Below are 21804 nucleotides of genomic sequence, written 5' to 3' on the forward strand. Positions count from 1 at the left end.
TCCGCCACCAAGCCAACCGAACGCGAACCGCAGATCACCCCACAACCGGAACCGAAACGGCTGCCCTGACTACACCACCCAACGGGACATGACCCTCGTCCAGGGAGCAGTGCGCAGCTACCGTCAGGCCCTTTGCGCACACCACGGGCCCTCCATCAGGGGAGAAACAGAAGACTTCCCATCCGTCCTCGGGGAATCTGCGCGTCCAGAAGGACAGCACCTCCCAGGGGCCGACAGCATCGAGCTCTTCGACACCCGGGAACAAGAAGATCCCGATTCTCCGCACACTGTCATCGGCCACTCTGCGCTCCACTCACTCAAACCCCGTCGACGCCAACTCAGAGCACTGCGAGTACAGCACACGTGTGATCCCCACGAACACCTGTCGGCCATCCTCGCGACTATATACTTCGGACTTCAAACCCGTTGGCGGCAGAGAAGGGGCAGTCATCCCCACCTCCCGCGTCGGTCCAGCAACGCCTCCGAGGCATCGAAGACCATGTGCTTTTCCAAACATTGGCACATGCGACAGTTGATACAAAGAGCGCGGAGCCTGCACCCTTGCACATGGGTGTCTTAGCCGTGGTCAGCTCGTGTCACCATGCTGGGTACTATTCGGGTGTCAATCCAATCAAGGGAGTGAACGGTTGTGCCCAGCCAATCAGCCGCCACGCTCCGCTCGCGGTATGCCGGACAGGCCGCGTCGGATCTGGAGGAAAATCGCCGTCTGCAGCGAGACCTGGCAGAGAAGATCGAGATGCTGAAGCGGGAGGAAGAACTCCTGGTCGACATCCTGAATCTTTCGCAGCGCTTCCCGGAGCCCGCTGACGCACAGCCGCTACCTGTACAGGCGCCCGAAGAGCCCGCCCTCCCTCAGGTGCGGAAGCCGGCCGAGGCAACAGGTTCCGCTGACAGCTCTACGCCGTCTCCGCGCACCCCGACTGGATCCGGGAGAAGCAACGCCGGTAAGTCTGTCGCAAAGAAGAGGTCGAACCAGCCTCTACTCGGCGACCTCTTGGCGGAGTTGCTCGGCGAACATGAGAAGCCTCGCCTCGCCAAGGACCTGCGCGACGAACTTTTGGCGAAGCACCCCGAGAGAGAGCCGACCCCGCAGGTGGTGCGCAATACCCTGGAGTCACTGGTCGCCAAGGGCCGCGTCCGGCGCCACAAGCAGAACCGGACGGTTATGTACACGATCAAGAACACCGCAAGGTAAATCGCGGTCGTTGTCAGGCGGGCGGGCACTAGACGATGACTCGCCGAAAGCGGCCCCTCGGCCAAACGAGGTCGGCCCGAACCAGTTCCGGGCACCCGGGTCCTGATCATCATTATCGTCGTCTGAGGCCAGGTGGTGCCTGATGGTCAGCCAGGCTCGCTGACGGCACGCCCGAGCCTGGCACGCCGCCGCCCGCGGAGCGACATCCGGTGCCGCGTGGCTGCGCTGGGTTCCCGCCACTGCTACATGGACTCAGCCTCATACACGTGCACGCTTTCGATGATCGGCATGTCGCGGACGAGCGATTCGGCTTCTTCGAGGCTGTCGGCGTTGAGCATGCAGTAGCCGACCAGCGGCGACGCAGACTGGAGAGTCAATTCGGTGCGGCCGTCCTTTGTGAGTTCGATGCCACGGCCGAACGGGCTACCCGGGTCCACCAGGCGCGGCCCGGCTGACTTGAACCACTGGCCCCATGCCTGCTGGACCTCGTCCCTGGGCGGGACGAATCCGTAGGTCAAGACGAGGAACTTCTTGCCGCGCTCCGATCGGTGCTGGTGAATGACTAGCTGTCGGTGGTCGGGTCCGCGTCGAGATGGCTCTGGTAGTTCCCGAACGACGCCGCATCACTGCCCCAGTAGGTGCGGAACCGTCCCGCCCACTCCTGGAGCAGCCTGAGCCGCTTCCTCGCGTCCTCCAAGGGCACGGCCGACGCGCAGGCCACACCCGCGCCCTCACCCTGTTCAGCGGCCGGTCCCCCAGCGCACGCCCCTGACAAGGCCTGACACGTCAGCTCGAATCACGGTTCTCAAGGAGGACTCCCACCGGGAAGGATGCCTCAAAGCCCACCTTCGGCTCGGCTCCCGAGGTACGCCGTTCTGTCTGGACTTCCGCTGCAACATCGCTGCCTACAGGCGTCGTACGCAAATGCTGGGCCCAGGCCCTGGTGGCGCAGCCACTTCGTCCGGAAGCCGTCCGACGCAACGGAAGCGAGACTGCCGACGCAACACGCGTCCAGGTCGGCCACCCCGTACGTTGTGGCGACACAGCAATGTTGGGCCGGCGTCCCGGCAGGTCGGGATGCCCTCTGGGCTGTGTTACCGACTCGTCGTGAGCTCGCTGGGGTTGGGATAGGACAGCCTGGCACGCAGCCTGGTCAGCGCGTAGTGCTGACGGGACTTGACGGTGCCGGCCGGGATCCCGAGTATCTGCGCGGTCTCGCCCACGCTCTTGTCAGATAGGTAAATGTGCTGAAGGACTTGACGATGTTCTTTGGAAAGGCAGTGCAGTAGCTTGGCCGCCTCGACCGATGCCAGTACGCAATCGGCGTGATCGGGCTCAGCCACCTCTTGGCTCTCCACCCCGACCTTCTCGTGCCGGACGGCCGCACTGCGCATGCGGTCGATGGCGAGATTCCGCGCCACCGTGAGCAGCCATCCCCGTACCGATCCCTCGGTATTCATGAGGCGGTCGGCATGCCGCCAGGCGCGGATAAGGGTCTCCTGGACAATGTCTTCGGCCGTGTGCCGGTCGTTCAGCAACTTCACGGTATAGGTGAGAAGGGCGGCACCGTGGTCCACCACGAGGCCCTGCAAGTGGACGTTACGGCTCGAGGCTTCCGAGGGCGCAGTGGTCATTTCCATGATCTCGTTCCTGGAATGCTGACGGCACTCGGCGAGCTCGGTTCGGGATGGCGCGAGCCGATTATGGGGTGCGTGCCGGGCTGGACGGGTTTTCAGCAATCGCTGTCGGTGTATGCGGGACGGTGCGGCAGGCTTCGGCGGAGTGCGCGGAGGGGGTCGTTGGCCGACGCGCGTAGGAGTCGCCTCTTACGGGTGAGCGCCTCGACGTCGAGTTGCACAGGCGGCGGCGGGACGGTGAGCACCGGACAGGTTGCATGGGCGATGCAATGGCGAACGACGGGGGATCGCCATCGCCCGAACCGGCTCCGGCTCCGGTGTCCTCCCCCGATGACCAGCAGGTCGCTTTCCCTGTTGGCGATCTGAACGAGGGTCCGGCCCGGGGCGCCCGAAATGGCTAGCCCGTCGATGTGGATGTCTGTATCGATGGCACCGAATACATCGTCGAGGGTGTCCCTCAACAGGCTCAGAGCGGCAGTTCTGGTGCCCTTGAGTGTTGACCGGTTGGTCCCGGGGCGTGAGTCGGTGTCGCGTGGCCGCCAAGCCAGGACCGCGACAACTCGGCGGCCTGTGAGTTGGGCTTCGGCGCCGGCACGTTGTAGTGCCACGAGGCTGTTGAGCGATCCGCTCACCCCGACGATGATGCGCTGCTGTGACGGGCTGTCCATGAGGCTCCTTCTCCTGGCCCACACGGCGCCCAATCCCGACTTTCACCCCGGGAGGGCGGTCAGCAGACGTGCTGCAACAAGATCCATGGCGTCAGGACCGTCCCGGACGTCAAGGAGTGGCGTTGGGCGTCAAAGACATGACGATGCAGCCCTGCCGTACGTGACGTAACGCTTCTCACATGCAGGCAGGAGAACCGTTTCCTGGGCCTGCCGTGGCTCGTCGGACTTCTGCTACGACGTCCTCTGGACGAAGTCAGCGACGGTGAGTCCGAATGAATCGGGTTCCTCGATGTGCCCAAAGTGTCCGCTGTTCTCCAGCAGCAGTCGCGAGTTCGGGATCAGCTCATGGAGTTCGTGCCCCCAACGAGGGCGGCAGAGGACGTCGTGGCGCCCGACGATCACCAGTGCAGGCACGGTGAATCCCTTGAGCCCGGCACGGTCGTCGACGATGTCGGGGGAAGAGTTCTCGTCCAAACCGGAGATGAGGGTGACAGGCCCGCCTCTCCTCAACAGCGCCCGCTGTTCTTCGTTCGCCCAGAGCGCGGCGAACTGGGCCGACAGCGCATCCTGGGGAATCGCTGAAGTCTCCTTGCCACCTGATTTGCCGAACATCGCGCGGAAGGCGAAAAGCACGGCGGGATGAACTGCATATCCGGCTGCGACCTGGGCCACCATGCCTCCGCTGCCGCGGCGTACTCGGGACCGGTGACCGGCGCTCCCTCGTACAGCACCACTCCTGCCAGCCGTCCGGGACGGTTCAGGGCGTGATACGCCGCTACGAGCGCACCGTGCGAGTGCCCCAGCAGATGCACCCGGGCCACGCCGAGGCGGTTGATCAGCACTTCCAGGAATCGACTGTAGCGATCACGGGTGTATCCGTGCGGATGCGCGGGGAGACGGCTCGGCACACTGGTGCCGATGGGCTCCACGTAGACCATCGTGAGGTGTTCTTCCAGCATCGGCATACGGATGTAGTCCCACGCAATGCCAGGGCCGCCGGAATGGGCGACGCACACCGGACGCTGCCATGGACGTGATAGCGCTGGACGACGCCTCCCACGCTGAAGGAGTGAGTGCCGGAGGACAGCGGTCCCAAGGCGGAGGCATCGGCGCGATAGCCATGGGGGCTCCATCGTGTGAACGGCAGCTACAAGAGTCACGATGTGGCGCTGGCCCGAGGGTCGAACCATTTTGAGTGATTCACGTCATGCTGTGGTCGGTCGCAAGGTGAATCAGTCGCGAACTCGAACAAGTCCGCGAAACCCAGTCGCTGTGGGAGGGAGCCGGATCGACCAGCCTGACCTTGATGTCCAGAATCTCCGTCTCCTGGGCCAGCGGATCGACAGGGCTCTAGGTTCCGCGGGTCGCTGTGCCGAGCCGGGCAGCGTGCTCCTTCAAGGAGAAGCCGGGAACCGCCGCCTCGGCCGGGATTGGCCGGTCGAGCCCGGCGAGCACCCGGCGGGCCGCCACGTGATCGCCGGGGCGGTTCACCGACTCGACGGCGACCAACCAGTCCCCGCGGAAGCGGAGGACCGAGAACCTCCCCGCTGCCGGTTCCCCGCAGATCACGGCGTCGTCGCCCGGCCTGGCGAGGCCCGCGATCTGGAGGGTGACCGGGCCCTGGACGCTCCAGAACCAGGGCAGCTCCTCATATAGGGTGCGGACTCGGCACCGAGAGTCGTCCGGGCGACGTGCCGGGCCTGCTCTGTGGCGTTCTGCACCGACTCGAGGCGGTGGAGCGGACCGCCGAACTCCGACGGGAAGCGTGCGCAGTCGCCGACGGCGAAAATCGCCGGGTCGCTGGTACGCAGCTGCTCGTCGACGATGATCCCGTCCTCGACGGCGAGGCCGCAGCCCCGAGCCAGGTCGTCGCGGGGCCGCACGCCGATCCCGACCAGCACCAGGTCCGCCGGGTGGCGCCCGCCGCCGGTGTCGACGACCGCGCGTACGGCGCCCTCGTGGCCCTCGAGCGCAACGGGCCCCTCCCCCAGCTGCAGCTCCGTGCCCATCACCCGGTGTGCGGCGGCGAGGTACCGGCTGGTCTCGACCGACACCGCCCGGGCGAGCACCCTGTCCCCGGACTCGAAGACCGTGACCGCGATGCCGCGCTTGCGGGCGCCCGCAGCGAACTCCAGGCCGATGAACCGGGCCCCGATCACGGCAGCGGAGCGCGCCGGGTCAGCGCCGCCCGCAACTCCCGGGCGTCGGCGAGGGTTCGCAGCGGGAGGACGCCGACGAGCTCGGCGCCGGCGATCGGCAGGGAGCGGGGGGCCGTGCCCGTGGCGAGCACGCGCGACGCATAGTCGATCTCCCGACCGGACTCGAGCACCACCGTGCGTCGCGCCCGGCTGATCCCGGTCACGACCGCACCGGGCCGGTAGTCGATCTCCCGGTCGGCAAAGAAGCGCTCGCTGCGGAGAGGGCGGGGGCGGGGTTCGCCACTCGCGGCCACGAAGTCCTTGGACAGCGGAGGATGCTGGTAGGGCAGACCGGGCTCGTCCCCGAGCAGCACGACCTGGCCGGGGTGACCGCCCGCACGGAGCGAGTCGGCCACCTGGACACCGGCCTGGCCTGAACCGACGATGACGACCGAGCCGGCGCCTATGCCTCGGCTCACACGTCCCTGCCGAGCCGGAAGGTGAACGTCAGCTCCCGCCAGTCCCCCTCGACCACGCGCCCGTCAGGCGTTGGGCCGGTGCGGCGCCCGAAGTCGACTGTCAGGTCGTCCTTCACCGCGAACACCACATCGGAATCCAGGTAGCGGCCACCATCGACGAACAGCTGGGTGATCAGCCGTCGCACGCCCGGCGCGGCGATCATGAAGTGCAGGTGCGGCGCCCGGTACGGGTGCCGGCCGGTCGCCGTCAGCATCTCGCCCACCGTGCCGTCCATCGGGAGCGGGTACTCCGACGGCAGGATCGACCAGAACCGCAGCCGCCCTTCGGCGTCCGTGCGCAGCCTCCCACGCAGCACCGGCCCGTCGAGCTCGGGCAGCTGGACGTCGTAGTACCCGTCCTCGTTGGACTGCCACACGTCGACCACCGCGTCGGCCAGTGGCCGATCCTCGGTGTCCGTGACCCGGACGTCCACGTACAGCGGTGTGCCCTCGAAGCCTCCGGTGATGTCCGCGCCCTGGGGGAGCTCGGGCGGGCCCTCCAGGTAGAATGGCCCGAGCACCGCGGAGGGCGTGCTGTCCGGGGTGCGGGAGTTGGCGAGCACGTCGACCAAGCTGGACAGGCCCAGGGTGTCCGACAGCATCACGAACTCCTGCCGGGTGTCGCTGCACATCTGTCCGGTGCGGGTGAGAAAGTCGATGCCCTGCTGCCACTCCGCCTGGGTGAGGTCGTTGTCCACGGCGAACGTGTGGAGCCGCTTCACAAGGTCGGACAGCAACGCGTGCAGTCGCTGGTCGGCCGTGCTCGCCAGGGTGTCGAGCACGGTCTGGGTGATCCGGGTGGTCCGCACACCGTCCGCGGCCTTGGGCCGGTCTCCTTCCCAGGCCGCGCGGAGCAGGCCCGCGATGCCGTCGTGGGTGAGCGGCGCCGGGTTCGGGTAAGGGTGCTCCGTCGCGACCTCCGTGGCCCGGTCGAGGTCGGCCTCCGCCAGCCCGATCTCGCGCAGCGAGACGGGCCCGCCGGCCGCACGGATCAGGTCCTGCACCGCGCCAGGGACGTCTCCGGGATCGACCACGTCGAGTGCTGTGGCGATGCGCCGCATGGCGTCCGGGGCCGCGGCGGCGTTGTACGCCATCACGTGCGGCAGCACGACCGTGTGGGTCGGTGCGTGCGGCAGGTCGAAGCTTCCGCCCAGGGTGTGGCAGAGCTTGTGGTGCAGAGCCATCCCGACCGCGCCGAGGCAGGTCCCCGCCAGCCATGCCCCGTGCAGCAGGTCCTCGCGGACGTCGAGGGCGTCCGGTTGCGCGGGCAGCCGGCGCAGTCCTCGGCCGAGTCGGGTGATCGCCTCGAGCGCCAGCCCGTCGACGACCGGGTTGGCCTCGGGAGAGTAGAGCGCCTCAACGGCGTGGGCCAGTGCGTTCACCGCGCTGGTGACCGCGATCTCGACCGGCAGCCCCGCCGACAGTTCCACGTCGTAGATCACTGTCTCGGGCAGAATGTCCGGCGAGGTCCGGGTGGTCTTCCGTCCGTCCGCGGTCTCACCGAGCACCGGAGTGACCTCGGAGCCCGCATAGGTGGACGGCAGGATCACCTGGTCCACGCCGGTGCGCACGGCCAGCGCCTTGGCCAGACCGGTGGTCGAGCCGCCGCCGACGGCGACCACACAGTCCGCCCCGGCCTCTCGCAGCACCTCGAGCGCACGCTCGGTGACCTCAACCGGGGTGTGCATGGCGGCGCTATCGAACCGCGCGACCACGAGCGGGCCGAGGATCTTCTGGAGACGGTCGCCCGCGGCAGCCATGTGCGGGGACGCCAGGACCAGCACGCGGACCCTGCCGAGGCGCTCGACCTCGTCCACGACCGTGTCCAGGGTCCCCGTTCCGAAGATGATCCGGGCCGGTTGAGCGGTGTAGCGGAAGCTCGTCACGATGTTTTCTTCTCCGTTCAGTGCTGCTCGTCGGCGACCCGGACGATGAGTCCGTCGATCGCGGCTCGTCTCGGTTGCCCGCCCCGTAGAAGGCGATCACCCGCGGACCCTGCGGGAGCGGCACGCCGTCTATCTCGTGGTCCACGGCGACGCTGCGGGAGAAGTCCTGGATCGGCGCCTCCATCCGCAGCACCTCGTTGATCGCCGAGGGGACCAGGGACGGGTCCTCGCGTACCAGGTCCCATTGGTCGGGGTGGTGTGCGAACAGCCACACCGCGCTGCCGATGGCGAAGATCGTGGTGTCCAGGCTCGGGCCCATGCAGTCGATCATCATGACCGGACATTTGCCGGGGGCCTCCTCGCCGCGGGCCGCGGCGAGGTGCACGGCCTCGGCCCAGCTGCCAGGCTTGAGCTTGCCGGGCACGGCCTGGGTCGTCGCGTACTCCATCATCTCCCCGAGCACGGAGAAGGAGTTCTGCGTGCGCTCGTTCATCGGGCCGAAGCAGTTGAACATCTCCGAGGCCCACACGAGCATACGCTCGCGACCCTCCTCGGGCAGGCCGACGAGGTTGGACACGACGGTGACCGGCAGGTGCTGCGCGAGCTCGGTGGCTGCGTCGAAGGATCCTTGCGCGGTCAGCCGGCCGACGAGCCGGTGAGCCTCCTCGCGGATCTCGTCGTGCAGCGGGAGCAGCGCCTTGGGGGTGAGCGGCTTGACGATCACTCGGCGGGACGCGTCGTGGGCCTCGCCGTCGCTGCACAGGGTGTTGCCGCGCAGGACCTGGTTCATCTCGTCGTTCATCATCACGCCCTCGCCCGAGGGGAAGACTACGCCTGGACTTGGTACCGCCCAGAGGGCGAAAAGTCGGTTGAGGAGATCGCAAGCGTGTTCACCCATGACATCCTCGGCGGGCTGCTGCACAACCCCGATGAGAGAGCGGGGATAGACGAGGTCTTCACTCTTGCCGGCGACACAGTCCGCAGAGCACCGGACCGGTTACCGGCTCCGGTCCACATGCCGCCGGATGCTCAGTAGGTGCTTCATTCCAACTGTTGACGTGTCCTGCGTCGCGAACCCGAGTCCCTCAACTCGCGCCACGATGCAGCCTACAAGACGTGCGTCACGTAAGGGCCCGGACAAGTGCGGCGAGAGCTCGAGGCCATGCGGCGTCCGAGGGCACGCCATATCCGATCACTAGCGCGTCCGGCAGCGCCCTGCGGGCTCTGTCATGGCGGTATCGGGAGAGCCCAGCCACCCTCAGACCCTGTCGAGCCGCCGCCTCGATCACCTTTTGCTCGGTACCGGACGGCAGACTGAGCACGGTGTGCAAGCCGGCGGCCACCCCTGTGACGCGTACATCGGGGGCATGCTGGGCCACGGCCGCAACGAGGGCTTCTCGACGATCACGGTAGCGGCGACGGGCAGCGCGTACATGACGGCCGTAAGCGCCGGAAGCGATGAACTCTGCCATTGTCAGCTGGTCCAGGGCCCCGCATGTGTCCATGCGCCCCTTGGCCGTTGTGGCCTCCTCGGCAAGCGCTGGTGGCAGTGCCATCCAGGCCAACCGCAGACCGGGAGCAAGGGACTTGCTGGCGGAGCCCAGATAGACAACGCAGTCGGGGTCGAGGCCCTGAAGCGCACCGACAGACTGCCGGTCGTAGCGGAACTCACCGTCATAGTCGTCCTCAAGGACGAACCGGCCGGTCCGTCGAGCCCACTCCACGGTGACGGCCCGCCGGTCGCGGTGCAGCGTCGTACCGACGGGGAACTGGTGGGCCGGCGTGAGCAGCACCGCGCCGGCGTCGTTCGGCAGTACCGGGTCGGTGCCTTTCGCATCCATGGGTAGCGGAAAGGTCGACAGTCCGCCAGAGGTCAGCAGACTCCAATGCCTGCCCAGACCGTAGGACTCCACAGCTACGTTCTTCGCCCCTCGCCTGGCCAAGACCCTGCTCAGGATCTGCAGGCCGTGCGAGATGCCGGCGCAGATCAAGATGTGCTCGGGGCTGACGTATACGCCACGTGCCCGATGGAGGTGGCCGGCGAGCGCGGTCCGCAGTTCCGGCCGGCCGCGCGGGTCGCCATAGCCGAGGACGTCGTCGGAAGCTGCTGCGATGACACGGCGAGCGGTCTTCAGCCATGCGGCACGGGGAAAGGCGGTGAGGTCAGGGCTTCCCGGGATCAGGTCGCAACCGGGATCGCCGGAGAGACCGCGAGCCGGTGGCACCATGACCGGTTGCGCGATCGTCCTGTCGGCGACCAGCGTGCCCGAGCCGCTCCGCGCGGTGAGCCATCCCTCAGCGACCAGGTCGGCATAGGCGTCGGCCACGGTGTTTCGGGCGAGGCCCAGGTCCGCGGCGAGCCGACGCGAGGACGGCAGCCGTGTCCCTGGAGGCAGGCCGCCCGTCCGGACCGCTCCTCGAATAGCGTTTGCCAGCTCTCGGCGCACACCACGGCCCGCTTGTATCGCGTCAGGTGAAATACCCAAAGCAGCCGAAAATTCCGCCATGAGCGGGAACGATACTGGCACACCTCACGGGCCGCACACGTGCCGACTTCACATCGAGCGATGCCGGAGAGCGACGCAGCGAGCCCAGGTGTGCGGTTCCGCCGAAACGCCCAGGTCACTGGCCGCCCGGCAGGAGTGAGATTCCGTAGCCCGCCCTTCAAGATGCCCGCCTTCGCAAAGTGTGAGGCTCGCTACATCACACGCAGCATGTCTGCCTCGTCATGTATGTGACGCCCTGTGCCGCATCGCTCCGATCGGGCAGCAGTCGTCGGCGCCCCAAATGCCGAACCACTGCGCCGTTCCCGGACAACGTCCGTGGAGGTGGCAGGGACGTCCTGTGGGCCAGGAGAAGGAGCCTCATGGACAGCCCATCACAGCAGCGCATCGTGGTCGGGGTGAGCGGATCGCTCACGAGCCTCGTCGCGTTGCAATACGCCGGCGTCGAAGCGCGGCTCACCGGACGCCAAGTGCTTGCGGTCCTGGTCTGGCGTCTCCACAAGACGGACCCACCCCCGGGCGCCGTCGGATCAGCCCCCAAAGGCACCAGAGCCGGAGCCCTGCGCCTACTCAAAGACGCCCTCAACGATGTATTCGGTGCCACCGATGCAGACATCCAGATCGAAGGGCTCGCCATTTCCGGCGACTCCCCGGGCCGAACCCTCGTTCAGATCACCAACGGGGAAAGCGACCTGCTGGTCATCGGGGGAGGACACCGGAGCCGGTTCGGGCGATGGCGATCCCCCGTCGTACGCCATTGCGTCACCCATGCAACCTGTCCGGTCCTCACCATCCCGCCGCCGCCCCTGCAACTCGACCTCGAGGCCCTCACCCGTAAGAAGCGACTCCTGCGCGCGTCGGCCAACGACCCCCTCCGCGCACTCCGCCAAACCCTGCCGCACCGGCCCGCCTACACCGACAGCGATCCATGAGCTTCACGTCCGTGCGTGCCGTTCTCTCCCGCGGCTCCTGGTGTCCTGCGTCGTAGCAGCGACACAACACTTTGTAACTTGCGTCACTTTGAGGGCAGTTCACCCAATCCGACTTGACCCACAACACTGCACCTATTTTAGAATTCAAGTAAAATATTCAAGTTTCAAGTATATGCCAGGGTGGCAGACCTGCGTCTGACAGGTCTCGCTGAGCCAGTCGGCCGCGCTGCCCCCGGTGCCGTTCCGCAACAACCGGAGAAGAACACTGTGTCCACACCTGTCAAGCTGGCCGTCATCTACTACTCGTCCACGGGTGTCTCGTCCGAGATCGCCAAGGAGCTCGCACACGCCGCCGAGAAGGCGGGCGCGGAAGTTCGGCTGCTGAAGACTACCGAGCTGGCCCCTGAGGAGGCCATCGCGTCCAATGAGGCGTGGGCCGCCCACGCCGAGGCCACTGCCAGCATTCCGGTCGCGACACCGGCCGACGTGGAGTGGGCCGACGCGGTCATCCTCGGCACGCCCACGCGCTTCGGAAACATCTCCTCCCAGCTCAAGCAGTTCATCGACACGCTGGGCGGCCTCTGGGCCCAGGGCAAGCTGGCCAACAAGGTCTACAGCGGCTTCGTCACCACCGACACCGCCCACGGCGGTCACGAGACCACCCTTCTCGCCCTGTACAACACGATCCACCACTTCGGTGGCCTCATCGCATCGCCGGGCTACACCGACCCAGTCAAGTTCGTCGACGGCAACCCCTATGGCACGTCCCACTGCGGCGCGCAGGGCAACAACCCAGTCGGCGACGAGACGCGAAACGCCGCGCAGCACCAGGCGAAGCGAGTGGTCCAGTTGGCCGCAGCGCTGAAGGCCAGCGGTCTGTCCTGACGGCAGTGCGGTGTGTATGTGCGTTGTCGGGCACACCCCGGCCGCAAAGCGCGGCGGGCCGGTCCAGCCGGGCAGGTGACTGCTCGGCGGGCCAGCCCGCATTTGTCTGTTACTTGCTCAGCCAGAGGTCGGGGCCGAAGACCTCATAATGGATGGCCGAGGCGCTGACGCCCTTGAGAAGGAGCTCTCCGCGTGCTGCACGCATGAAGGGAAGCGGACCACACAGATAGGCGGTCGCATGCGCCGGCACCGCCAGCTGCTCGAGATTCAGGCGGCCCTTGGTGGCCTCAGGACCTGCCGCTTCGGTGCTGCCGGACTCGTACCACAGGTGCAGGGAAGCATTCTCGAGACGGCCGACCAGGCCGATCTGCTCGTGGCGATGGGCGTGATCGGCGGGTGACCGGTCGGCGTGCATCACCATGATGCGCCGCGCGGAGGTGTCGACCGCCAGGTGATCCAGCATCGAGAGCATGGGTGTGACACCAATGCCGGCGGAGGCCAGCACGATGGGTGTCTCCTCCATGGGCAGGGCCAGATCGCCGAAAGGGAGGGAGACGTCGATGATGTCGCCGGCCCGAGCATGGGCGTGCAGCCAAGAGGAGACTTCACCGTGCGGCAGCGAACCGTCCGCGGACCGTTCCCGCTTCACGGTGATGCGCCAGGACTTCTCCGCAGGCGCGGTGGAAAGGCTGTACTGGCGGATCTGCCGCGCTCCATCCGGGAGTTGAACGCGGACGCTGACGTATTGCCCCGGCCGGAACAGAGGCAGCGGGAGCCCGTCCGGCCGGCGCAGAACGAATGAGACCGCGTGGGCGGACTGCTGCTGGCGCTCGGCTATCTCCAGCTTCAGCCACACGTCGCCCTCGGCGACCGCCGCTTGCTCGTAAAGTCGAGCCTCCATGGCGATGAGAGCGTTCGCCATGAGCCAGTAGACCTCGTCCCAGGCCGCAGCGACCGGTGGGGTGGCCGCATCTCCAAGGACTTTCTTGACGGCACCGAGCAGGTGCCGCGCGACGATCGTGTACTGCGCCGGGGTTATGCCGAGGGACGCGTGTTTGTGGGCTATGCGTGACAGCAGGGCGTCGGGGCGCTCGTCGGGGCGCTCGACCAGCGCGGTGGCGAAGGCCGCGAAGGCACCTGCGAGGGCCTGGCTCTGCACGCCGTTGGCCTGATTGGCACGGTTGAAGAGGTTGTGCAGAAGGGCGGGATGTTCCTCGAAGAGCCGCCGGTAGAAGAGTTCGGTGATGGCACCCAGGTTGGCTCCAACTGCGGGAAGGGTGGCTCGTACAACAGGGGTGGACTGTGCGGAGAGCATCGAACTCCTTAATGCGCTTCTAACATTCCAATTTTCGGGCGGACTTCACCATGTGCGTGTCTCGTCACTCGCACACTCACACTCACACCTTAGCAATGTTGCATATGAGATACGTATTTACGGTCTGTGTCCTGTATCTCATGCGTGGCGTAATGGTGGCGGTGGCCGTCTCGATCGGGTTTCCGCGGCGATCACCGCCGGCTGCTGCCCCTGTCCGCACTGCTCGGCGCCCTGCTACTCGTGGTGGTCGACATGATCTGCCGGACAGGCCTGGACACACAGGAGCTACCGGTCGGTGTCGTCACCTCGCTGCTCGGGACACCCGCCCTGCTGTATCTGCTCGACCGGCGTCCGGAGAACAATCGTTGAGAATCGAGATCCGAGACCTGAGCGTCGCATACGCAGGCCGGACCGTGGTCGCAGGCCCTCATCTCGTGGCAGCCGCAGGCCAGATCACCGGTCTGGTCGGTCCGAACGGCAGCGGCAAGTCCACACTTTTGCGCACCGTCTACCGGCATCTCAAACCCACGGCCGGTCGGGTACTGCTCGGCGACCGGGACATCCAGGAGATGCCCCCGATACAGACGGCGCGGCACGTCGCAGCGCTCCCGCAGGAGCGGGGCAGCGACTTCGAGTTGACCGTTCGCGATGTCGTCGCGATGGACCGTACGCCGCACAAGAGGGCCTTCGCGGGAGATGACGCCGCCGACCGGCGTATCGTCGCGAAGGGTGGGTTCGTCCAGGACCCGGAGGTCCGGGTCCTGGACGAACCGACCAATCACCTCGACCTCCGCCACCAGGTAGAACTCCTGGCCCTCCAGCGCACTGAGCGGCGTACGACCCTGGTCTCCCTGCACGACCTCAATGCCGCCGCCTTCGTCTGTGATCGTCTGCATGTGCTGGACGGCGGCGCCGTCATCGCTTCAGGGGCGCCGCGGGAGGTTGTCACACCCGACCTGCTGGCCGAGGTGTTCGGCGTCCGGACAGCCGTCATCGAGCACCCGCTCACCAGAGACCCGCTGATCGCCTTCGACCACAACACGCCCGTCGAGAAGGCGACCGCCGCTCAAACTCCGGGCCACGCCGCAACGTGAATCCGTTGCGACATGGTCGCGGTGAGCCGGAGACGGGGTACCTCAACGAGGTGGTTCGGACGGGGCAGCGGCGAATTCTGCGACCCACTCGTCGAAGGTCTGGCGCCCCCGCGGCCCTTCCTTCTGGGGCAGCAGCCCTCCGCCAGTCATGCTCCGGCCCACGGCACCGGGCAGCCGCACCGGGATGACGACCTTGCGGCATCCCGAAACAAGTTTCAGCTGGCGCACCATCGCGGTCATCTCGCGTTGCTCGGGCCCGGCCAGCTCCGGTGCCATGCCCAGCGCCGGACCCAGTGCAAGGTCAACGAGGGTCGTCGCTACTTCCTTCGCCGCGATCGGCTGACTCCGCATCCGAGGAGTCAGCGCCAGGGGACCACCCTTGCCGTGGAATCCCAGCATCTGGGCAGCGAATTCATGGAACTGCGTCGACCTCAGGACTGTGGCGGGCAAGCCGGAGGCGAGAACGCGTTCCTCCTGGCGTCGCTTGCCGAAGTAGTAGCCGAGGTCCACACGGGTGCACCCCACGATGGAAAGGGCGACGTGGTGCTCGATGCCGGCCTTTCGACCGGCCTCGAGCAGATTGCGGCTCCCCGTATCGAAGAACGTCACAGACCGCTTCCGGCTCGTCGTCGTCAGGTTGCTGACATCGATGACCCGCGAAACACCTCTCAGTGCGTCCTCGAGGCCACGCCCCGTGGTGAGGTCTACTCCTGTTGAGCGGGCCAGAACAACGGGGTCGTGCCCGCCGGCACGTACCTCGTCCACGACGTGCTTGCCTACCCAGCCGGTGCCTCCGGCCACTGCGATACGCATGGCGCATCCTCTCGTCTGCGTGTGGGGGTGTCGAACCTCATGGGTATGACCCGGCAGACGAGCGGAATGTGAAGCTGATCATGATCACGCCAGGAGGGTGTCCGAAACCGGGCGCCACCGATCCCGCGCAGATACCACTAGGAAGAATCCCTGGCACGCCAGGCATGCAGTTTCTCCGGGTGCATCATCACCCACAGACGATCGATGAGGCCATCGTCACCGACATCGAAGGAGATGACCACGACGGTGGTCCCGTCGATCCGGCCGACCATGCCCGGTTGCCCGCTGACCTGCTCCTCCGTGAGAGTGGTTCCGGGCTCCTTGCGCAGGACGCCAGTGACGAACCGAGCAATCTTGTCGGATCCGACGATCGGCCGCAGAGCGGTGCGGACCCTTCCGCCGCCGTCGGACCTGGCCACCGCATTGGCATCCAGCAACCCGATCAGCCCATCCAGGTCTCCCGTTTCGCAGGCATGCTTGAACGCCGATACGACGTTCCTGTGCCGTGAACTCGCCACACCACGAGGTTCGGCGGACCGGACGCGACGACGAGCGGATGCGGCGAGCTGACGGCACGCCGCAGGGGTGCGACCGACCGTTTCCGCGATCTCGGAGAACGGGACACCGAAAATGTCATGCAGGATGAACGCGACGCGTTCCGCGGGTGTCACCGAATCCAGGATCACCAGGACTCCCATGGTGACGGACTCGTCCAGACTCACCTGGTCCGCCGGATCAGCCCCCGCATCGGCTGGGCGGACGGCGTCCCACGACGTCTCTGGCAATGGCTCCGGCAGCCACTCCCCCACGTACCGCTCTCGCCGCACCCGTGCCGAGGAGAGCTGATCGAGACAGATCCGGCTGGCGACACGTACCAACCACGCCATCGGTGACTTGATACTGCGCTGGGCATCCTCGGACAGCGCATACCAACGTGTGTACGTCTCCTGCACCACGTCCTCGGCGTCGTACGACGACCCGAGCATGCGGAACGCGAGATTCAGCAGAACCCGTCGCTCGCTGAAGATCGTGGTCAGGGAATCATCACCGACCTCGGGGAACGGTTCGTCGTTCATGCGATCACCCCCGCGCCGGGAGCAACGTCACTGTTCGACGGCAGATGGGTGCGGGCTTCGAAGCGGACAACGCGAGTCGTGCGATAGCAGCCGATCGCTGCCCGCGTGCCCTCGCTATGTCTCCTACTTTGCATACCTCTACGACGATGCCGGGCCTGAATATGTGAGGCCGCCCAGGGTGGGACCGGCTGCCACCCTGCTGCACATCAAACCGCAAAGCCACTGGTCCGCGGCCATCGCAACCGATGCCCCTGCGCCACGGGTCAGGTGTGTGGCCTTCATCACCTCACATTCCCGGGCGCCACATCGTCGAAATAACGACGCTTCCCCACTCATGCACCATCACGTAGTCCTGAGAGAAGAGCTCAAGGTGACGATCAGTAACACCAATGACCAACGCGAGTCGCCCCGGGGGGAGCGAGTCGCGGACTGGGTAGATGGCCGGCTCGGGCTGTACACCATCGCCAAGGCCAACATGCGCAAGATCTTTCCCGACCACTGGTCGTTCATGCTGGGCGAAGTTTGTCTGTGGAGCTTCGTCGTGCTGGTCCTGACCGGGATCTACCTGACGTTCTTCTTCCACCCCTCGATGAACGAGGTCGTTTACCACGGCACCTACACACCGCTCAACGGTGTCGTCATGTCCGAGGCCTTCTCCTCGACGCTCGACATCTCCTTCGATGTCCGCGGCGGCCTTCTCATACGCCAGATGCATCACTGGGCGGCCCTGCTGTTCGTCGCGGGCATGTTCGTGCATATGATGCGCCACTTCTTCACTGGTTCGTTCCGCAAGCCGCGAGAAGTGAACTGGCTGTTCGGCTGGACGATGCTGGTTCTGGGCATGTTCGAAGGCTTCGTCGGATACTCCCTGCCGGACGACCTGCTGTCGGGTACCGGAATGCGCTTCCTGGAAGGCGCGATCCTGGCCGTGCCGATCATCGGCACCTACCTCGTCATGTTCATCTTCGGCGGCGAGTTCCCAGGCACGGAAGTGATCTCGCGGTTCTACTCGGTTCACATTCTGCTGATCCCGGCCCTGTTCGCCGCACTGATCGTCGGCCACCTGATCCTGCTCGTCTACCACAAGCACACCCAGTATCCCGGGGCCGGCAAGACAGACCGCAACGTCGTGGGTATGCCGTTCCTGCCGGTCTACATCGCGAAGACCGCCGGATTCTTCTTCCTGGTGTCGGGGACCATCGCCATTATCTCCGCCATCGCCTCCGTCAACCCGGTGTGGACCTATGGCCCCTACCGGCCCGACCAGGTCTCTACGAACGCCCAGCCCGACTGGTACATGGGATTCGCCGAAGGGCTCATCCGCATCATGCCGGGCTGGGAAATCAATGTGGCTGGGCACACTCTCGCCCTGGGCGTGCTGATCCCGCTGATCGTGTTCCCGATCGTGTTGCTCGCCATCGGTGTCTATCCCTTCGTCGAAGGCTGGGTCACCGGCGACAAGCGCGAACACCACATCCTCGACAGGCCGCGCAACCGGCCAGTACGCACCGGTTTCGGTGTCGCCTGGATGAGCATCTACTTCATCCTCCTGGCCGGGGGTGGAAACGACGTGATCGCCAACCTTTTCCACCTCTCCATCAGTGCCTTCATCTGGACCGTCCGCATCGCCCTGTTCGTCGTCCCTGTGGCCGCGTTCCTGATCACCAAGCGCGTCTGCCTCGGCCTGCAGCGGCGCGACAAGGACAAGGTGATCCACGGCAAGGAGACCGGCATCATCCGGCGTCTCCCCCACGGCGAGTACGTGGAGGTGCACCAGGCCCTCGAACCCGCGGAGCGCCACGTCCTGACCTCTCACGAGCAGTACCAGCCCATCGACAGCGGTCCGGTGGAAGACGCCAACGGCGTGCGCCGCAAGCTCTCGCGCCGTGAACGTCTCAGGGCCCGGCTGTCGCGCGGCTATTACGGGCCGTCGTCCCAGATCGCCAAGCCGACCAGGGAAGAGCTCGAGCACCACGAGAAGGAGATCGCGCAGAGTATCGAGCACTGACTCGACCGGCCGGCGGCAGGGCGTTGCGAACCCGCGAGGTGACGCGGGCCCGCAACGCCCTGCCGTCTCCCTTTTCCACCTGTTGAACACCAAGTACAGGAGAACGATCCGCATGCGCCGCGTACAACCCGAAGTCCGCTTGATCTCCCGGCCCAGCTTGGACTATGCCGCGGCCACCGACTACCTGGAGGCAGTAGGTGGCACCGGTTGGCTTGAGCGTCTGGACCGCGGCGAACTTGACGACCCGCAGAATCTCATCGAATTCGCCGGGCGAGTATGCTACCGCTCGTGGGAGCCGGGACTGAACCCGAACGTCACGCGCATCAGGACCGATCAGGAGAAATACCTGGCGAATCTGCTGTCAAGCCTGCACGGCTCCGTCCTGGAACACGCCAACTTCTCCTTCGTCATTCACAACGTGAGCCGGGTCGTCACCCACGAGCTGGTCCGGCACCGGGCCGGCACCGCGGTCTCCCAGGAGTCCCTGCGCTTCGTTCGTCTGCAGGACTTGCCGTTCTGGTTCCCGGAATGGGCCGAGAACGACATTGAACTGATGGAACGAGCCTGCGCTCTCCTCAAGGACATGGAGGAGTTCCAACAGTGGATGGCCGAGCACTTCAAATTGGATGAAGAGGGCGTTCCGTTCAAGGAGAAGAAGGCCAAGACGTCGTTCATGAGGCGGCTGGCCCCCGAAGGCATCGCCACGGGCCTGGTGTGGACAGCGAACGTACGCACACTGCGGCATGTCATCGAAAGCCGGACGGCTGTCGGCGCCGAGGAGGAGATCCGGCTGGTCTTCGGCAAGATCGCCGAGGTGATGGCGAAAGAGGCGCCGGCCATCTTCGGTGACTTCCATGTCGAGGACGGCGCCTGGATCCCCGGCTGGCGCAAGGTCTGACCCTTCGGAACCAGATCCGGCCAGGCACCGCGGCACCGTCTTCCCGATGAGTCGGCGGGGAGACGGTGCCACGGCCGCACAGATCATGCCGGCAGGCTTCAGTACTCGGTGTCCCAAATGGGGGCCGTGTCGCGGGCCACGCGGATGTCGTCGTTGGACGCTCCCGAGGCGATCATCGGCCAGACCATCTCCTGCTGGTTGACCCGGAAGTCGACGACGACCGGTGCGTGGTCGATCTCCATGGCGGTACGGATGGTCGTGTCGAGGTCGTCGGTCTTGTCACACCGCAGGCCGACGCAGCCGTAGGCCTCGGCCATGGCCGCGAAGTCGGGCAGTTGGCGAGTGGTGCAGTCGATGCCGAAGTGCCGGTCGTCGAAGAACAACGACTGCAGTTGGCGAACCATCCCCAGGCCGGAGTTGTTGATCACCGCAACTTTGATGGGGATGCCCTCCATCGTGCACGTCGCCAATGTGCGGCAGGTCATCTGTAAACAGCCGTCACCATCGATGGCCCAGACCGTGGTGTGGGGGAACGCGAGCTTCGCACCCATCGCAGCCGGCAGAGCGTAACCCATAGTGCCGGCGCCGCCGGAGTTCAAGAACCCACGCGGCCGCTTGAAGGGAAGGTAGTGGGCTGCCCACATCTGGTGTTGGCCGACTCCGGAGGCGTAGAGGGCATCGGGGCCGGCGAGCCGGCCGATCCGCTCGATGACTTGCTGCGGTGACAGTGAGCCGTCGTCGGGTACGGCATAGGCCATCGGGTAGGCGGAGCGCCACCTCTCGATGCTGTCCCACCAAGCAGTGGAACGCGACCACTGCTCGGGACCGCACACCTCGTGCACGGCCTCGACGAAGCCCATGAGCACATCACGGGCGTCCCCGACGATCGAGATATCGGCCGCCTTGTTCTTTCCGATCTCGGCCGGGTCGATGTCAACGTGGATGATTTTGGCGTGCGGAGCGAAGCTCGTCGGATCACCGGTGACACGCTCATCGAATCGGGCCCCCACTGCCAACACGAGATCGGCTTGCTGAAGCGCGATGACCGCAGGCACAGTGCCGTGCATACCCGGCATGCCCAAGTTCTGCGGGTGATCGTAGGGGAAGGCGCCGCGAGCCATCAGCGTGGTCACGACCGGGGCGCCCGTGATGTCAGCCAGAGCCAGCAACTCGGCTGCCGCATTGGCCTTGACGACTCCGCCACCAGCATAGATGACGGGGCGCAGCGCCTGGCGCACGGCGGTCACCGCTCGCTGCAACGTGGTCCAGCGCGGGCGCGGCGTGGCAGGCACGCCAGGCAGGCTGACGGCCTCCAGACGTACGTGAGGGGCCTGTTCTTGCAGGACGTCCTTGGGAATGTCGACCAGGACCGGACCGGGGCGCCCGGTGGTGGCCACGTGAAAGGCTTCCGCGAGAACGCGGGGTATGTCGACGGCCGCTCGCACTGTCCAGTTGTGCTTGGTGATACCCAGGGTGATGCTGCAGATGTCGGCTTCCTGGAAGGCGTCGGTACCCATCTGGGTTCGTGGGACCTGGCCGGTGACCGCGACCACAGGCACTGAATCCCTGGCAGCGTCGCACAAGGCGGTCACCAGATTTGTCGCTCCAGGCCGGATGTCGCCATGCACACCCCGGGACGTCCAGTCGCGACGGCGTATCCGGCTGCGGCGTGCCCGGCGTCCTGCTCGTGCCTGACAAGGATGTGACGCAACTGCTTCGAGTCCATCAAAGGGTCGTAAGCAGGCAGAATCGTCCCACCTGGCATGCCGAGCAGTACGTCCACGCCCTGTTCTTCCAGCGTCAGGACCAGCAATTGGGCACCCGGCATCGGCTCGGTCACAGTGTGTCCTCCGCATACAGTCGTTGATCACGACGCCGTTGCAGCTCCCAAGGCTGGTGGCTTGGCGTCATGTGACTCGATGGAACGGCTTTCAGTGCATGGACACGTGGGTTCCACGTATGTCGGCGATGCGGCAGGAAAGCCGGTGCAGAGAGCCGCGCGAGGGTCCACCCGTAGCGGCTGCGGCAGAAGTTCACCCACGCCCTGTAATTTGAGGGCTTTTCAGATGTTTCTGCAGATTCGTCAAACCACTATAACTCCCGAACTGCATCGGGCTGAGCGGGGGAGCTCTCAACTCCGGTGCCACCGGCCCACCAATCCGGCCACGAGAGCAACCTGTGACCACATGACCTCACATACGTCATGCGTGTCTCGT

Annotated in this window: 20 protein-coding genes and 3 pseudogenes; 7 read left to right on the forward strand and 16 right to left on the reverse strand. The window is 66.0% G+C overall.

All coding sequences use genetic code 11. The features are described 5' to 3' along the window. Nucleotides 1-34 precede the first annotated feature (34 nt). Nucleotides 35-313, reverse strand: coding sequence for a DJ-1/PfpI family protein (locus AB0I54_RS44360; RefSeq protein ID WP_363302060.1), 279 nt, complete (start codon nucleotides 311-313; stop codon nucleotides 35-37). 336 nt (nucleotides 314-649) lie between these two features. Here AB0I54_RS44360 and AB0I54_RS44365 point away from each other — a divergent pair, with 336 nt between their 5' ends. Then, nucleotides 650-1216: a hypothetical protein gene (locus AB0I54_RS44365; protein WP_363302061.1), complete on the forward strand. Its 567-nt coding sequence runs from the start codon at nucleotides 650-652 to the stop codon at nucleotides 1214-1216. Nucleotides 1217-1458: 242 nt separating this feature from the next. Here AB0I54_RS44365 and AB0I54_RS44370 read toward each other — a convergent pair whose 3' ends face one another. The 11 genes and pseudogenes from AB0I54_RS44370 to AB0I54_RS44420 form a co-directional block, all read right to left on the reverse strand. Beyond that, nucleotides 1459-1734, reverse strand: a complete 276-nt coding sequence (locus AB0I54_RS44370; RefSeq protein WP_363302062.1) for a hypothetical protein — start codon at nucleotides 1732-1734, stop codon at nucleotides 1459-1461. 44 nt (nucleotides 1735-1778) lie between these two features. Beyond that, on the reverse strand, nucleotides 1779-1937 hold the full coding sequence (locus AB0I54_RS44375) for a hypothetical protein (RefSeq protein WP_363302063.1): 159 nt from the start codon (nucleotides 1935-1937) through the stop codon (nucleotides 1779-1781). Between the two features lie 373 nt (nucleotides 1938-2310). Continuing rightward, the gene (locus AB0I54_RS44380; RefSeq protein WP_363302064.1) at nucleotides 2311-2856 is read right to left on the reverse strand and encodes a sigma-70 family RNA polymerase sigma factor; all 546 of its coding nucleotides are present in this window, start codon (nucleotides 2854-2856) and stop codon (nucleotides 2311-2313) included. A 92-nt stretch (nucleotides 2857-2948) separates the two neighbouring features. Next, nucleotides 2949-3521: a universal stress protein gene (locus AB0I54_RS44385; protein WP_363302065.1), complete on the reverse strand. Its 573-nt coding sequence runs from the start codon at nucleotides 3519-3521 to the stop codon at nucleotides 2949-2951. A gap of 231 nt (nucleotides 3522-3752) precedes the next feature. Further along, nucleotides 3753-4196, reverse strand: a complete 444-nt coding sequence (locus AB0I54_RS44390; protein WP_363302095.1) for an alpha/beta hydrolase — start codon at nucleotides 4194-4196, stop codon at nucleotides 3753-3755. A gap of 38 nt (nucleotides 4197-4234) precedes the next feature. Further along, nucleotides 4235-4711: pseudogene (locus AB0I54_RS44395) on the reverse strand (alpha/beta fold hydrolase); the annotation flags it as partial. A 160-nt stretch (nucleotides 4712-4871) separates the two neighbouring features. Next, the gene (locus AB0I54_RS44400) at nucleotides 4872-5165 is read right to left on the reverse strand and encodes an oxidoreductase C-terminal domain-containing protein (RefSeq protein WP_363302092.1); all 294 of its coding nucleotides are present in this window, start codon (nucleotides 5163-5165) and stop codon (nucleotides 4872-4874) included. After that, a complete protein-coding gene (locus AB0I54_RS44405; protein WP_363302066.1) occupies nucleotides 5087-5680 on the reverse strand; it encodes an NAD(P)/FAD-dependent oxidoreductase in 594 nt (197 codons plus the stop codon). Before AB0I54_RS44405 ends, AB0I54_RS44400 begins: the two co-directional genes overlap by 79 nt. Continuing rightward, entirely contained in the window at nucleotides 5677-6138 is a 462-nt protein-coding gene (locus tag AB0I54_RS44410) for an FAD-dependent oxidoreductase (protein ID WP_363302067.1), read from the reverse strand. The genes AB0I54_RS44405 and AB0I54_RS44410 overlap by 4 nt, the downstream gene beginning before the upstream one ends. Then, nucleotides 6135-8063, reverse strand: a complete 1929-nt coding sequence (locus tag AB0I54_RS44415; RefSeq protein ID WP_363302068.1) for a maleylacetate reductase and hydroxyquinol 1,2-dioxygenase domain-containing protein — start codon at nucleotides 8061-8063, stop codon at nucleotides 6135-6137. The genes AB0I54_RS44410 and AB0I54_RS44415 overlap by 4 nt, the downstream gene beginning before the upstream one ends. A gap of 1121 nt (nucleotides 8064-9184) precedes the next feature. After that, nucleotides 9185-10570, reverse strand: coding sequence for a PLP-dependent aminotransferase family protein (locus AB0I54_RS44420; protein WP_363302069.1), 1386 nt, complete (start codon nucleotides 10568-10570; stop codon nucleotides 9185-9187). 359 nt (nucleotides 10571-10929) lie between these two features. On the opposite strand from AB0I54_RS44420, the gene AB0I54_RS44425 reads away from it, so the two are divergent. Then, complete coding sequence (locus AB0I54_RS44425; RefSeq protein ID WP_363302070.1) at nucleotides 10930-11499, forward strand: universal stress protein; 570 nt, start codon at nucleotides 10930-10932, stop codon at nucleotides 11497-11499. Between the two features lie 267 nt (nucleotides 11500-11766). Continuing rightward, nucleotides 11767-12384: an NAD(P)H:quinone oxidoreductase gene (wrbA, locus tag AB0I54_RS44430; RefSeq protein WP_363302071.1), complete on the forward strand. Its 618-nt coding sequence runs from the start codon at nucleotides 11767-11769 to the stop codon at nucleotides 12382-12384. A 109-nt stretch (nucleotides 12385-12493) separates the two neighbouring features. Here the strand turns inward: wrbA and AB0I54_RS44435 are convergent, their stop codons facing one another. Continuing rightward, nucleotides 12494-13699 (reverse strand): globin domain-containing protein, encoded by a 1206-nt coding sequence (locus AB0I54_RS44435; protein WP_363302072.1) that lies wholly within the window; start codon nucleotides 13697-13699, stop codon nucleotides 12494-12496. A 107-nt stretch (nucleotides 13700-13806) separates the two neighbouring features. On the opposite strand from AB0I54_RS44435, the pseudogene AB0I54_RS44440 reads away from it, so the two are divergent. Together AB0I54_RS44440 and AB0I54_RS44445 are read left to right on the forward strand one after the other, a co-directional pair. After that, a pseudogene (locus AB0I54_RS44440) lies at nucleotides 13807-14068 on the forward strand (iron chelate uptake ABC transporter family permease subunit); the annotation flags it as partial. Beyond that, on the forward strand, nucleotides 14065-14793 hold the full coding sequence (locus tag AB0I54_RS44445; RefSeq protein WP_363302073.1) for an ABC transporter ATP-binding protein: 729 nt from the start codon (nucleotides 14065-14067) through the stop codon (nucleotides 14791-14793). The pseudogene AB0I54_RS44440 and the gene AB0I54_RS44445, both read left to right, overlap by 4 nt. A gap of 42 nt (nucleotides 14794-14835) precedes the next feature. Here AB0I54_RS44445 and AB0I54_RS44450 read toward each other — a convergent pair whose 3' ends face one another. Continuing rightward, nucleotides 14836-15606: an NAD(P)H-binding protein gene (locus AB0I54_RS44450; RefSeq protein WP_363302074.1), complete on the reverse strand. Its 771-nt coding sequence runs from the start codon at nucleotides 15604-15606 to the stop codon at nucleotides 14836-14838. A 137-nt stretch (nucleotides 15607-15743) separates the two neighbouring features. After that, nucleotides 15744-16682 carry an RNA polymerase sigma factor SigJ gene (gene sigJ, locus AB0I54_RS44455; protein ID WP_363302076.1) on the reverse strand — a complete coding sequence of 313 codons (939 nt, stop codon included), beginning with the start codon at nucleotides 16680-16682 and terminating at the stop codon, nucleotides 15744-15746. A gap of 334 nt (nucleotides 16683-17016) precedes the next feature. Here sigJ and AB0I54_RS44460 point away from each other — a divergent pair, with 334 nt between their 5' ends. Continuing rightward, the gene (locus AB0I54_RS44460) at nucleotides 17017-18690 is read left to right on the forward strand and encodes a cytochrome bc complex cytochrome b subunit (RefSeq protein ID WP_363302077.1); all 1674 of its coding nucleotides are present in this window, start codon (nucleotides 17017-17019) and stop codon (nucleotides 18688-18690) included. 112 nt (nucleotides 18691-18802) lie between these two features. Further along, on the forward strand, nucleotides 18803-19588 hold the full coding sequence (thyX, locus tag AB0I54_RS44465) for an FAD-dependent thymidylate synthase (RefSeq protein WP_363302078.1): 786 nt from the start codon (nucleotides 18803-18805) through the stop codon (nucleotides 19586-19588). A 98-nt stretch (nucleotides 19589-19686) separates the two neighbouring features. Here the strand turns inward: thyX and AB0I54_RS44470 are convergent. Further along, nucleotides 19687-21416 (reverse strand): annotated as a pseudogene (locus AB0I54_RS44470) (acetolactate synthase large subunit). Nucleotides 21417-21804 lie beyond the last annotated feature (388 nt).

The organism is Streptomyces sp. NPDC050625 (genome assembly GCF_040654755.1).
GTDB lineage: Bacteria > Actinomycetota > Actinomycetes > Streptomycetales > Streptomycetaceae > Streptomyces.

Excerpts from the sequence above, each read along its gene's own strand:
- AB0I54_RS44380 (WP_363302064.1), bottom strand. The coding sequence starts at position 2,856 with ATGGAAATGACCACTGCGCCCTCGGAAGCCTCGAGCCGTAACGTCCAC.
- AB0I54_RS44385 (WP_363302065.1), bottom strand. The coding sequence starts at position 3,521 with ATGGACAGCCCGTCACAGCAGCGCATCATCGTCGGGGTGAGCGGATCG.
- AB0I54_RS44390 (WP_363302095.1), bottom strand. The coding sequence starts at position 4,196 with ATGGTGGCCCAGGTCGCAGCCGGATATGCAGTTCATCCCGCCGTGCTT.
- AB0I54_RS44420 (WP_363302069.1), bottom strand. The coding sequence starts at position 10,570 with ATGGCGGAATTTTCGGCTGCTTTGGGTATTTCACCTGACGCGATACAA.
- AB0I54_RS44425 (WP_363302070.1), top strand. The coding sequence starts at position 10,930 with ATGGACAGCCCATCACAGCAGCGCATCGTGGTCGGGGTGAGCGGATCG.
- AB0I54_RS44435 (WP_363302072.1), bottom strand. The coding sequence starts at position 13,699 with ATGCTCTCCGCACAGTCCACCCCTGTTGTACGAGCCACCCTTCCCGCA.
- AB0I54_RS44450 (WP_363302074.1), bottom strand. The coding sequence starts at position 15,606 with ATGCGTATCGCAGTGGCCGGAGGCACCGGCTGGGTAGGCAAGCACGTC.
- sigJ (WP_363302076.1), bottom strand. The coding sequence starts at position 16,682 with ATGAACGACGAACCGTTCCCCGAGGTCGGTGATGATTCCCTGACCACG.
- AB0I54_RS44460 (WP_363302077.1), top strand. The coding sequence starts at position 17,017 with ATGCACCATCACGTAGTCCTGAGAGAAGAGCTCAAGGTGACGATCAGT.
- thyX (WP_363302078.1), top strand. The coding sequence starts at position 18,803 with ATGCGCCGCGTACAACCCGAAGTCCGCTTGATCTCCCGGCCCAGCTTG.